The 12,472-nt window shown below is 68.3% G+C and carries 11 protein-coding genes; 8 read left to right on the top strand and 3 right to left on the bottom strand.

Going from position 1 to position 12,472, the window contains the following annotated elements; translation table 11 throughout:
- Positions 1-109 precede the first annotated feature (109 nt).
- Together ACV229_RS32605 and phaR are read left to right on the top strand one after the other, a co-directional pair.
- Positions 110-850 (top strand): 3-ketoacyl-ACP reductase, encoded by a 741-nt coding sequence (locus ACV229_RS32605; RefSeq protein WP_448087210.1) that lies wholly within the window; start codon positions 110-112, stop codon positions 848-850.
- A gap of 118 nt (positions 851-968) precedes the next feature.
- Entirely contained in the window at positions 969-1,535 is a 567-nt protein-coding gene (gene phaR / locus ACV229_RS32610; RefSeq protein ID WP_448076328.1) for a polyhydroxyalkanoate synthesis repressor PhaR, read from the top strand.
- Positions 1,536-1,750: 215 nt separating this feature from the next.
- Here the strand turns inward: phaR and ACV229_RS32615 are convergent, their stop codons facing one another.
- The gene (locus tag ACV229_RS32615) at positions 1,751-3,451 is read right to left on the bottom strand and encodes a dihydroxyacetone kinase family protein (RefSeq protein WP_448087211.1); all 1,701 of its coding nucleotides are present in this window, start codon (positions 3,449-3,451) and stop codon (positions 1,751-1,753) included.
- A 348-nt stretch (positions 3,452-3,799) separates the two neighbouring features.
- Here ACV229_RS32615 and rimO point away from each other — a divergent pair, with 348 nt between their 5' ends.
- The 5 genes from rimO to ACV229_RS32640 all read left to right on the top strand — a co-directional run bounded on the left by rimO (position 3,800) and on the right by ACV229_RS32640 (position 9,217).
- Positions 3,800-5,161, top strand: coding sequence for a 30S ribosomal protein S12 methylthiotransferase RimO (gene rimO / locus ACV229_RS32620; RefSeq protein ID WP_448087212.1), 1,362 nt, complete (start codon positions 3,800-3,802; stop codon positions 5,159-5,161).
- Between the two features lie 3 nt (positions 5,162-5,164).
- Entirely contained in the window at positions 5,165-6,091 is a 927-nt protein-coding gene (locus ACV229_RS32625; protein ID WP_448087213.1) for a sugar kinase, read from the top strand.
- A gap of 65 nt (positions 6,092-6,156) precedes the next feature.
- Positions 6,157-7,347, top strand: coding sequence for a beta-ketothiolase BktB (gene bktB / locus ACV229_RS32630; RefSeq protein ID WP_448087214.1), 1,191 nt, complete (start codon positions 6,157-6,159; stop codon positions 7,345-7,347).
- An 18-nt stretch (positions 7,348-7,365) separates the two neighbouring features.
- On the top strand, positions 7,366-7,920 hold the full coding sequence (locus ACV229_RS32635; RefSeq protein WP_448087215.1) for a hypothetical protein: 555 nt from the start codon (positions 7,366-7,368) through the stop codon (positions 7,918-7,920).
- A gap of 115 nt (positions 7,921-8,035) precedes the next feature.
- Complete coding sequence (locus tag ACV229_RS32640; RefSeq protein WP_448087216.1) at positions 8,036-9,217, top strand: cystathionine beta-lyase; 1,182 nt, start codon at positions 8,036-8,038, stop codon at positions 9,215-9,217.
- Between the two features lie 58 nt (positions 9,218-9,275).
- Here ACV229_RS32640 and serB read toward each other — a convergent pair whose 3' ends face one another.
- Complete coding sequence (serB, locus tag ACV229_RS32645; RefSeq protein WP_448087217.1) at positions 9,276-10,121, bottom strand: phosphoserine phosphatase SerB; 846 nt, start codon at positions 10,119-10,121, stop codon at positions 9,276-9,278.
- 196 nt (positions 10,122-10,317) lie between these two features.
- Positions 10,318-11,274, bottom strand: coding sequence for a LysR family transcriptional regulator (locus ACV229_RS32650; RefSeq protein ID WP_448087218.1), 957 nt, complete (start codon positions 11,272-11,274; stop codon positions 10,318-10,320).
- A gap of 125 nt (positions 11,275-11,399) precedes the next feature.
- Here ACV229_RS32650 and ACV229_RS32655 point away from each other — a divergent pair, with 125 nt between their 5' ends.
- On the top strand, positions 11,400-12,416 hold the full coding sequence (locus tag ACV229_RS32655; RefSeq protein WP_448087289.1) for a zinc-binding alcohol dehydrogenase family protein: 1,017 nt from the start codon (positions 11,400-11,402) through the stop codon (positions 12,414-12,416).
- Positions 12,417-12,472 lie beyond the last annotated feature (56 nt).

A 12,472-nucleotide genomic window follows, 5' to 3' on the forward strand; every position in this document is an offset into this window, starting at 1 on the left:
CCGTAATTCGTCTCTCGGCGCCTGCCGGGCCGTGGGTCCGGCAGGCGCCGCGTGTAGTCAGAGGGCGCCGCTCGGCAACTCTCGAAACCAAGAAAATGGAGTGAGATTTATGGCTCAGCGAATTGCTTACGTAACGGGCGGGATGGGCGGCATCGGCACCAGCATCTGCCAGCGCCTGTTGAAAGACGGCTTCAAGGTGGTCGCGGGCTGCGGCCCGAATTCGCCGCGTCGCGTGAAGTGGATCGAAGACCAGAAGGCGCTCGGGTTCGACTTCATCGCATCGGAAGGCAACGTCGGCGACTGGGATTCGACCAAGGAAGCGTTCGACAAGGTCAAGGCCGAGGTCGGCGAGATCGACGTGCTGGTCAACAACGCGGGCATCACGCGCGACGTCGTGTTCCGCAAGATGACGCACGAGGACTGGACCGCCGTCATCGACACGAACCTGACGAGCCTGTTCAACGTGACGAAACAGGTGATCGACGGGATGGTCGAGCGCGGCTGGGGCCGGATCATCAACATTTCGTCGGTGAACGGCCAGAAGGGCCAGTTCGGCCAGACCAACTACTCGACCGCGAAGGCCGGCATCCACGGCTTCACGATGGCGCTCGCACAGGAAGTCGCGACGAAGGGCGTGACGGTCAACACCGTGTCGCCGGGCTACATCGGCACGGACATGGTCAAGGCGATCCGTCCGGACGTGCTCGAGAAGATCGTCGCGACGATTCCGGTACGTCGTCTCGGCGGGCCGGAGGAGATCGGCTCGATCGTCGCGTGGCTCGCGTCGAACGATTCGGGCTTCGCGACGGGCGCCGACTTCTCGCTGAACGGCGGCCTGCACATGGGCTGAGCCCCCGAGCGCGCGGGCCGGGCGGCCGCGCGGTTCGGCGTTTCCAAAGGGCCCCGCCACCCGTTTTTCGGGCGGCGGGGGTTCGTCACTTCGCTACGCTGGCACTGAAAGGCGTTACATGACTACTACAAAGAAAACGGCTGAGCGGCTCATCAAGAAGTATCCGAACCGCCGGCTCTACGATACCGAGACAAGCACGTACATCACGCTCACCGACGTGAAGCAGCTCGTGCTGGACCAGGAGGACTTCAAGGTCGTCGATGCGAAATCCAGCGAAGACCTGACCCGCAGCATCCTGCTGCAGATCATTCTCGAAGAGGAAAGCGGCGGCGTGCCGATGTTCTCGTCGTCGATGCTGTCGCAGATCATCCGCTTCTACGGGCATGCGATGCAGGGGATGATGGGCACCTACCTGGAAAAGAACATCCAGGCGTTCATCGACATCCAGAACAAGCTCGCGGACCAGTCGAAGAACCTGTACGAAACGAACGCGATGAATCCGGAAGTCTGGTCGCAGTTCATGAACATGCAGGCGCCGATGATGCAAGGGATGATGACGAGCTACATCGAGCAGTCGAAGAACATGTTCGTGCAGATGCAGGAACAGATGCAGAACCAGGCGAAGTCGATGTTCAGCACGTTCCCGTTCAAGCAACCGGGGTCGACGGAGCCGGAGAAGAAGTAACGGCGGGGCTCGGGCGGGAGGAAGCCCGGGTTCGCGCGGTCGGCGGTGCATCTGCGCGCCGACCGGCCGACGTGCTGCGCGGCGCACCCGCCTGAGGCCGCGCGCGGGTCATCCGATGGTCGTCACTCGCCGGATCATTGTTGTGCCCACACTTCCACCGCCGTCGCGCCGAAACCATACGTCAGGGCTGGCGACGAGTCCGCCCGCGTCGCCGCTCACCGCACGCGCGGCTGCAATGCCCGCAACCAGTACGCAACCGCAATAGCGCCCCCGTCGGGCGTGCCGATCGCGCGTTCGCCCAGATAGGCCGCACGTCCCGCGCGCGGCGTCATGCGGGCTGTTTCCTGCGCGCCGCGTTCGGCGGCTTCGACGGCCGCCGCCCAGACGGCCGAAGCGTCAAGACCATCATCGAGCGCGCGGTCGAACGCATCGACGGCCGGCACGAGCGCATCCAGCATCGTCCGGTCGCCGGCGCGCGCACCGCCCAGCTCGCCGATCGACTCCACCGCGCTGCGGAACGCAGCGGCCCAGTCACGCGCCGACGGCTCGGCGACGTCGGCAAGCCGGCGCGACGCACGCAGCAGCGCGGTCGCATAGAACGGTCCCGAACTGCCCGCGATCGCGCGACGCAACGCGGTGCCCAGCGCCGCAAGCGCGCCGGCCGGCGTGCCGTACGCGGCGTCGGGCAACGCGAGAATCGCCCGCGCGGCCCGATCCATGCTCGCGCCGAGATCACCGTCGCCGGCTGCCGCGTCGAGTTCCGTCAGCGTCGCTTCGTTGTCGATCAGTGTGTGCGCGACCGCGTGCAGCGCCGGTTGCAGGCGCGCGGCCCATGTGCGGCCGCTTGCGTCGAGCGGCGCGGGCGGCACATCGCGGGTTTCCGCGGCAGCGACCCGGATCTGCGGGTTGACGGCGCCGCCGCCCGGCCATGCGCGCGCCTGCGTCGGCGCGTCGAGCAGCGCCGTACGTTCGTCGTTCAGCCGGAGCACGGAAATCGAGCAGCCGGGCATGTCGAGCGCCGACAGGAACGTGCCGGCCCACGCGCGTTCGACCGCGATGCCGCGCCGGCTCAGGTTGTCGTACGCGGCGCGCAGCACGATCGCCAGCTCCATGTCGGGCGTGGCGCCGAGACCGTTGACGAACAGGGCGACCCGTTCGCCGCCGTCGAGGACGAGATCGGCGACGATGCTCGACAGCAGCGTGTCGACCAGCGCGTCGGCCGGCAGCGGAGCGGTGCGCTCGACGCCCTTTTCACCATGAATGCCGAGGCCGAGTTCGATCTCGTGGTCGGCGAGGCTGAAGCCCGACTTGTCGGCGCCCGGTATCGTGCAGCCGTCGAGCGCGACGCCCATCGTGCCGAGATCGGCCGCGGCCTCGCGCGCGATCGCGGCGACGCGTGAAAGCGGCAGCCCGCGCGCGGCGGCCGCACCGGCGAGCTTGTGGATCAGGACGGTGCCCGCGATTCCGCGTCGCTGCCCGCGCTCGACGCGGCCGCGCAGCGATACGTCGTCGGCGACGATGACTGTCTCGACCGGGATGCCTTCCGCGCGCGCGAGTTCGGCGGCGAGCCCGAAATTGAGCCGGTCGCCCGTGTAGTTCTTGACGACGAGCAGCGCGCCGTTCGGGCCGGCGGTCGCGCGGATCGCGGCCAGCACGGCGTCGGTGGACGGCGATGTGAACACCTCGCCGCAGACGGCCGCGCTCAGCATCCCGTCGCCGACGTAGCCGCCGTGCGCGGGCTCGTGGCCGCTGCCGCCGCCGGAGAGGACCGCGACGGCGCGTTGCGGCGGTTCGGGCAGCGCCTTGCGGACGAGCACGTGCTCGTCGCCGAGGATCGCGAGATGCGGCGACTGCCGCGCGATGCCTTCCAGCATTTCGCGCACGACGTCGGACGGGCGGTTGACAAGCTTTTTCATGGCGACGGTTCCGGATAGGTGGAGGGAGCGCAACCGAGCGCGCTCGCGCGTTGGGCGGCTATCGTGTTCGGGAGGCGGGCGCGCCGTATCGCCGGTCGCATGCGGCGACTCAACGGCCGTCGTCCGGCGCGCGCTTCGCGCCACGATACATCACGTTCGCAAGAATGGGGTCAGGCTGATTTCCGGCGTGGTGGCCGATCACGACGTAAACCAAACTCGTGATCAGCCCGCCCGCTGAGCGGCGTACCCGAGCTGGCGGTCGATACCGCCGCCGCCCACTTGTTTTGCCTCGCCGAACCCTAAATGGCTGTAAACTCACGTTTTTGCCGCCACGCCCCCACATTCCAGATGTCCCAATCCCCCAAAGTAGGGTTCGTATCCCTCGGCTGCCCGAAAGCGCTCGTCGACTCCGAACAGATCATCACCCAGCTGCGCGCCGAAGGCTATGAAATCTCCGGCACCTACGACGGCGCCGACCTCGTCGTCGTCAATACCTGCGGCTTCATCGACGAAGCCGTGCAGGAAAGCCTCGACGCAATCGGCGAGGCGCTGACCGAAAACGGCAAGGTGATCGTCACCGGCTGTCTCGGCGCGAAGAAGAGCGCAAGCGGCTCAGGCCTGATCGAGGAAGTGCACCCGAAGGTGCTCGCCGTCACCGGCCCGCACGCGGTCGGCGAGGTGATGCAGGCCGTCCATTCGCACCTGCCGAAGCCGCACGATCCGTTCGTCGATCTCGTGCCCGCAGCCGGCATCAAGCTCACGCCGCGCCACTACGCGTACCTGAAGATCTCCGAAGGCTGCAATCACCGCTGCACGTTCTGCATCATCCCGTCGATGCGCGGCGACCTCGTGTCGCGTCCGGTCGCCGAAGTGATGCTCGAGGCGGAGAACCTGTTCAAGTCCGGCGTCAAGGAACTGCTCGTGATCTCGCAGGACACGAGCGCGTACGGTGTCGACGTCAAGTACCGCACGGGCTTCTGGAACGGCAAGCCGATCAAGACGCGCATGACCGACCTGGTCGCCGCGCTCGGCGAGCTCGCCGCGCAGTACGGCGCGTGGGTGCGCCTGCACTACGTGTATCCGTACCCGAGCGTCGACGAAGTCATTCCGCTGATGGCCGAAGGTCCGTTCAAGGGCCACGTGCTGCCGTACCTCGACGTGCCGTTCCAGCACGCGCATCCGGAAGTGCTGAAGCGCATGAAGCGCCCCGCGAACGCGGAGAAGGTGCTCGAGCGCGTGCAGAAGTGGCGCGAGATCTGCCCGGACCTGACGATCCGCAGCACGTTCATCGCGGGCTTCCCCGGCGAGACCGAGGAACAGTTCGAGACGCTGCTCGACTTCATCCGCGAGGCGGAACTCGATCGCGTCGGCTGCTTCGCGTATTCGCCGGTCGAAGGCGCGAGCGCGAACGAACTCGACGGCGCGCTGCCCGACGAAGTGCGCGAGGAACGCCGCGCGCGCTTCATGGAAGTCGCCGAGGAAGTGTCGGCGAACCGCATCCAGCGCAAGGTCGGCAAGACGCTCAAGGTGCTGATCGACGAGGTCAGCGAAGAGGGCGGCATCGGCCGCACGGCCGCGGATGCGCCGGAAATCGACGGCGTCGTCTATGTCGAGCCCGCACAGAAGGCGTCGAAGCGCTACAAGGTCGGCGACTTCGTGTCCGTGAAGATAACAGGCGCCGACGGCCACGACCTGTGGGGCGAGGTGTAAGCGATGGCCGGGCCGTTTCCCGAGATCCTCGCGCTTGGCGAGGCGATGATCGAATTCAACCAGTCGAAGCCTGGGCATCCCGAATTCCTGCAGGGCTTCGGCGGCGACACGTCGAACTTCTGCATTGCTGCCGCGCGCCAGGGCGCGTCGGCCGGCTTCGTGTCGGCTGTCGGCGACGACCCGTTCGGCCGGCTGCTGAACGACCTGTGGCGCAGCGAAGGCGTCGATACCACGTACGTGCGCGTCGACCGCTCGGCGCCGACCGGCGTGTATTTCGTCACGCACGGCCCGGACGGCCACCAGTTCGACTACCTGCGCGCCGGGTCGGCCGCGAGCCGCTATGCGCCGGGCGACCTGCCGCTCGACGCGCTGGCTGCCGCGAAGGCCGTGCACCTGTCGGGCATCAGCCTCGCGATCGGCACGGCCGCGTGCGACGCCGCGTTCGCGGCGATCGACCACGCGCGCAAGCATGGCGCGAAGGTCAGCTTCGACACGAACCTGCGCCTGAAGCTGTGGCCGCTGCCGCGCGCCCGCGCAGTGATGCGCGAAGCGCTGCGCCAGACGGACATCTGCCTACCCAGTTGGGACGATGTCACGGCGCTCACGGGCGCGGATGATCGTGATGCGATCGTCGACGCGATGCTCGAACTCGGGCCGCAGGTCGTCGCGCTGAAGCTCGGCAAGGAAGGCGCTTACGTCGCGACGCCGCACGAGCGGCGCGTCGTGCCGGGCTTCGCGGTCGAAGCGGTCGACGCGACGGGCGCGGGCGACTGCTTCGGCGGCGCATTCGTCGCGCGGATCGTCGCCGGCGACGACCCGTTCGCCGCGGCGCGCTACGCGAACGCGGCGGCGGCGCTGTCGACGACGGGCTACGGCGCGGTCGCGCCGATCCCGCGCCGCGACGCGGTGGAGCGATTGATGCAGGGCTGACGCAGGTATCGCACGTCGGCTCGGCCACACGGTGTTTTCATTCGAACAGGGAATGAGGAGGCAACATGCAGCGTGACGTGGTGGTAGTGAGCGGCGTGCGGACCGCAATCGGCGATTTCGGCGGCGGCCTGAAGGACATCCCGCCGACCGAACTCGGCGCGAAGGTGGTGCGCGAAGTATTGCAGCGTGCGCAGGTGTCGGGCGACGAGGTCGGCCACGTGGTATTCGGCAACGTCGTGCATACCGAGCCGAAGGACATGTACCTTGCGCGCGTCGCTGCGATCAACGGCGGCGTCGCGCAGCATGCGCCCGCGCTCACCGTCAACCGGCTGTGCGGATCGGGCCTGCAGGCGATCGTGTCGGCCGCGCAGGGCGTGCTGCTCGGCGATGCGGACATCGCGATCGCGGGCGGCGCGGAAAACATGAGCCGCGCGCCGTATTCGATGCCGGCCGCGCGGTTCGGCCAGCGGATGGGCGACACGCGGCTCGTCGACATGATGGTCGGCGCGCTGAACGATCCGTTCCAGACGATCCACATGGGCGTGACGGCGGAGAACGTCGCGGCGAAGTACGGGATCTCGCGGGACGCGCAGGATGCGCTGGCGCTCGAATCGCATCGCCGTGCGTCTCATGCGGTGAAGGCCGGCTACTTCAACGAGCAGATCCTGCCGATCGAGATCATCGGCTCGAAGAAGGGCACGTCGGTGCTGTTCGACCACGACGAGCACGTGCGTCACGATGCGAGCGCCGACGATTTCTCGAAGCTGCGCCCGGTGTTCGTGAAGGAAAACGGCACGGTGACGGCGGGCAACGCATCGGGCATCAACGACGCGGCCGCCGCGGTGCTGCTGATGGAGCGCAGCGTGGCGGAGAGGCGCGGCGCGAAGCCGCTCGCGCGTCTCGTCGCGTATGCGCACGCGGGTGTCGATCCGGCCTACATGGGGATCGGCCCGGTGCCGGCCACGCGGAAGGTGCTCGAGCGCGCCGGGCTGACCGTCGCCGATCTGGACGTGATCGAGGCCAACGAGGCATTCGCCGCGCAGGCGTGCGCGGTGACGAAGGAGCTGGGTCTCGACCCGGCGAAGGTCAACCCGAACGGGTCGGGCATCTCGCTCGGTCACCCGATCGGCGCGACGGGCGCGTTGATCACGGTCAAGGCGCTCTACGAGTTGCAGCGCATCGGCGGACGCTATGCGCTCGTGACGATGTGCATCGGCGGCGGGCAGGGCATCGCCGCGATTTTCGAGCGAATCTGAAACAGGGAGTGCAAGTTGGTGGGTCGATATTCGGGATGGCAACGGGCGCTCGTCGTCGCATGTGCGCTGGCCGCAGGCTTCGCGTCACATGGCGCGAGCGCGGCGCAGGCAGTCGCGCCGGACGCGCAGCATGACGTTCAGCAAGACGACGCCGCGCCCGCGCGGCCGCTTCGGCCGAATCCCGAATTCGCCCGCCTGCCGCGCTACGAGGGTACGCTCGGCGACCGGCCGATCGTCGTGCACCTGGGTCCGAAGGAGAACGAAGAGGGCGTGCACGGCGAATATCAGTTCACCGACACCGGCGAGGTGGTCCTGCTCGCGGGCGATCGCGACGGCGATACGCTCGAGATCGAGGAATCCAACGACGGCACCAACATCACCGGCGTGTGGATCGGTCGCTTCGACGGCTCGGGCGGCCTCAAGGCCGACCGGATGAACTCGGACGAGTCGGATCCGCAGCCGGTCGTGCTGAGGCCGGCCCACGGCACGCGCGCGGCGCTCCAGGTGCGCGACGGCCGCGTGCAGGAGATCGAGACGGTCGGCGGCGTCGTCAATCTGCGCAGCGGCGACTGAGCCAACCGCTGGCTCGGTAAGCGCGGCGCGCATTGTACCGGGCCAAACGCGGCGGTTTTGGCTATGCTGACGGTCTATTTCGCAACCGATCGGCCGCCTGCGCGGCCTCATCGCCATGACTGCATCCCATTCCAAACGCGCGCTGCAAACCCGTATCGTTCAACCTGACGACGTCATTCCGGAAGGTTTCCGCTCGTTCGTCACGCCGGTCGAACGCGCATCGACGGTCGTGTTCCCCGATCTCGCGACGATGCGCAATCTCGACTGGCGCCAGGACGGCCAGTGGCGCTACGGCCTGCACGCGACGCCGACGTCGCTCGCGCTCGCGCAGCGGCTCGCCGACATCGAGGGCGGCACGCATGCGCTGCTGCAGCCGTCGGGCCTCGCAGCGATCATGAACGTCTATTTCGGCTTCGTGAAGGCGGGTGACGACGTGCTGATCCCGAACAACGTGTACGGCCCGAACGCCGATTTCGGCCTGTGGCTCGCGAAGGATTTCGGCATCACCGCGCGCTTCTACGACCCGCTCGCCGGCGCCGCCATCGCGGACCTGATCCAGCCGAACACGCGGCTGATCTGGCTCGAGGCACCCGGCTCGGTGACGATGGAAGTGCCCGACGTCCAGGCGATCACGGCCGTCGCGAAAGCGCGCGGCGTCGTCACCGCGATCGACAACACGTATTCGGCCGGTCTCGCGTTCAAGCCGTTCGAGCATGGCGTCGACATCTCGGTGCAGGCGCTCACCAAGTACCAGTCGGGCGGCAGCGACCTGCTGATGGGCGCGACGATCACCGCGGACGCGGCGCTGCACGCGCACCTGAAGCTCGCGCGGATGCGTTGCGGGATCGGCGTGTCGGTCGACGACTGCTCGCTCGTGCTGCGCAGCCTGCCGAGCATGCAGGCGCGTTTCGATGCGCACAGCAAGAGCGCGCTCGCGCTCGCGCACTGGCTGAAGTCGCGGCCGGAAATCACCACGGTGCTGCATCCGCAACTGCCGGACTGCCCGGGCCATGCGTCGTTCGTCCGCGATTTCACGGCGGCGGGCGGGCTGTTCTCGGTGATCTTCGACGAACGCTACAGCGCGGAGCAGGTCGATCGCTTCGTCGAGGCGCTGGACCTGTTCGCGATCGGCTGGAGCTGGGGCGGCGCGTGCAGTCTCGCGGTGCCGTACGACGTCGCGTCGATGCGCCAGGATTGGCCGCATCGCGGCACGCTGGTGCGGTTCTACGTCGGTCTGGAGGATGAAGCGGACCTGCGCGCGGACATCGAGCGCGCGATGCGCACGACGCTCGCCTGAACGTCGCGCAATGACGCAAAACGCCGGCACGACGTCACGTCGCGCCGGCGTCGTTGTTTCAGAACAGGCGCAGCAGGCCGTCGAGGCCGACGTGATCGAACGCGACGGTCGCGGCTTCGCGCACGACCGGCTTTGCGTGGAACGCGACCGACAGGCCGGCGTCGGCCATCATCTTCAGGTCGTTCGAGCCGTCGCCCATCGCGATCGCCCGGCCCGGCGCGATGCCGAGCGCCGCGCACGTGTCGCGCAGCGTGCGCGCCTTCACGTCGGCATTGACGATTTCACCGATCACCTTGCCGGTCAGCTTGCCGTCGACGATCTCGAGCGTGTTCGCGTGCGTGTAATCGAGGCCGAGCCGGGCCTTCAGGCGCTCGGTGAAGAACGTGAAGCCGCCCGACACGAGCAGCGTCTTGAGCCCTGCGGCCTTCACGCCCGCGAGCATCGATTCCGCGCCCGGCGACAGCCGCAGCCGCTCCTCGTACACGCGCTCGAGCGCCTGCGCGTCGAGCCCGGCGAGCAGCGCGACGCGACGCGTCAGGCTTTCGTTGAAATCGCGGATCTCGCCGCGCATCGACGCCTCGGTGATTGCCGCGACCTCCGCCTTGAGTCCGCAGAAATCCGCGATCTCGTCGACGCATTCGATCGTGATCAGCGTCGAATCCATGTCCATCACGACGAGCCCGAAATCGCCCAGCGTGCGGCCTGCGTCGACGAATGCGAAGTCGAGCGCGTGCGTGCCGCAGTACACGTCGATGTCGGGCCGCTGCGCCGGATTGACGTCCTCGATGCGCAGCGCGTATTCGTCGACCTGCACGATGCGGGCGCCGCGTGCGAGCGCGAGCAGCGGTTTGTGATGCGCGTCCGACAGCGGCGCGAGGCTCTGGATGACGAGATTCTGGGTCATGGCGGGTTGGTTGGGATGCGTGTGAAATGCGTGGGCAGCCGCGCCGCGGCCGCCGTAAACGCGTCATTGTAGCCGGTCGGTACAGCACAGGTGCCAGACGGCTGATCGCTAGCCGTCGGCCCTCGGATGGTTGCCGGAGGTGCGCTGATCGCAGATCGCAGCGCAGCCGCCGGCAACCGCGGCCCGACGCCGCATGCTATGCCCCGCTGGCCCGATCCCAATACGGCGGATCGCCGAAATGCTCCGCGAGAAACGCAATGAACGCGAGCGTCTTCAGCGGCACGTGCGCGCGGCTCGGATAGACGGCCCAGATCGCAACCTCGTCCGCGAGCGGATAGTCGTCGAGCACGCTGACGAGCGCACCGCTCGCCAGATGGGGGCCGACGTCCCAGGTCGACTTGATCGCGATCCCGAAACCGTCGACGAGCGCCTCGCGGATCGCCTCGCCGTTGCTCGCGACGAGCCGGCCGCCGACGCGCACCGTGAGCGGCCCTTGCGGCGTGACGAACGACCAGTCGCGCTGGTCGCCGAGGATCACGCATTCGTGCTGCGCGAGATCGGCCGGATGGCGCGGGGCGCCGTGCTCGGCGAGATAGGCGGGCGAGCAGCAGACGACGCGGCGGTTCGCGGCGAGCTTGCGCGCGACGAGCGTCGAATCCTTCAGCGCGCCGAGGCGGATCGCGACGTCGAAGCCTTCGTCGACGAGGTCGACGATTTCGTCGGACAGCCGCAGGTCGAGCGATACGGACGGATGGCGGCGCAGGAATGCCGGGATCACGGGCGCGACGTGCTGGCGGCCGAACGACGACGACATCGACACCTTCAGCCGCCCGTACGGCTCGGTGCGTCCGTGGCCGACCGATGCACGCGCGGCGTCGGCGGCCGTCAGCAGCGCTTCGGCGCGCGCCATGAAGATCTCGCCGTCCTGCGTGAGGCTGATGCGGCGCGTGGTGCGGTGCAGCAGGCGGGCGCCGAGCTGGCGCTCGAGCTGCGCGATGCGCGCGCTCGCGACCGCCGCGGACACGCCGAATTCGCGGCCCGCGGCCGTCACGTTCGCGAGCAGCGCCGCGCGCACGAACAGGCCGACGTCGAGCAGGTCGAGCGGCTTGTCGGGGGCGGGGATCGGGGCGGTCGACGGCGCTTCGGGCGACATTATTCGGAATATCAAGAGAATGTTTCAGGAAATATAGCTGTTTTATCGAAAGATCGCGCGACCTACGATGCGGGTAACGGGGTCGCGATCGCGGCCTCCTCGAACCCTCTGCAAGGAGCCGCATGATGAAAGCCGTTGGACTGACCCGTTACCTGCCGATCGACGACCCTGAGGCGCTCGTCGACGTCGAACTGCCGCAGCCCGTACCGGGCCCGCGCGATCTGCTCGTCAAGATCGAGGCCATTTCCGTGAATCCCGTCGATACCAAGGTGCGCGCGCCGAAGCCGCAGGTCGAGGCCGCGCCGCGCATCCTCGGCTGGGACGCCGCCGGCACCGTCGTCGCGGTCGGCCCGGACGTGACGCTGTTCCGCCCCGGCGACGAGGTGTTCTACGCGGGCAGCATCACGCGGCCGGGCGCGAACAGCGAGTACCACGCGGTCGACGAGCGCATCGTCGCGCTGAAGCCGCGCACGCTCGATTTCTCGGCGGCCGCTGCGCTGCCGCTCACCGCGCTGACCGCGTGGGAGGCGCTGTTCGACCGTCTGCGCGTGTCGCCGCAGGGTGCGAATGCGGGCAAGTCGGTGCTGATCGTCGGCGGCGCGGGCGGCGTCGGCTCGATCGCGATCCAGCTTGCGAAGACGCTCGGCCAGCTGCACGTGATCGCGACCGCGTCGCGGCCCGAGTCCGCCCGGTGGGTGCGCACGCTCGGCGCCGACCAGGTTGTCGACCACTTCGGCGACCTGCCCGCGCAGCTTCGCGACGCGGGGCATGCGCAGGTCGACTACGTGCTGCTCTTCAACGACACGGATCGTCATTTCCCCGCGGCGGCCGACGTCATCCGGCCGCAGGGCGGCATCTGCACGATCGTCGAGAACGCGCGGCCGGTGCCGGTCGAGCTGCTGAAGGCGAAAAGCGCGGCGTTTCACTGGGAGTTCATGTTTACGCGCGCCATGTTCGACACGCCGGACATGATCGAGCAGCACAAGATCCTGACCGAAGTCGCGCGGCTCGTCGACGGCGGCGCGCTGCGCACGACGCTCGGCGAGCACCTGGGCACGATCAACGCGCAGAACGTGCGCCACGCGCATCGGCTGCTCGAGGCGGGGCGGGCGATCGGCAAGCTGGTGCTGTCCGGGTTCTGAGCGCGTTCCGGGCGCGCGGCGCGCCGAGAACGCGCCGCGAACGCAAGCGGGGTAAC

The sequence above is a fragment of the Burkholderia sp. MR1-5-21 genome (assembly GCF_053427715.1).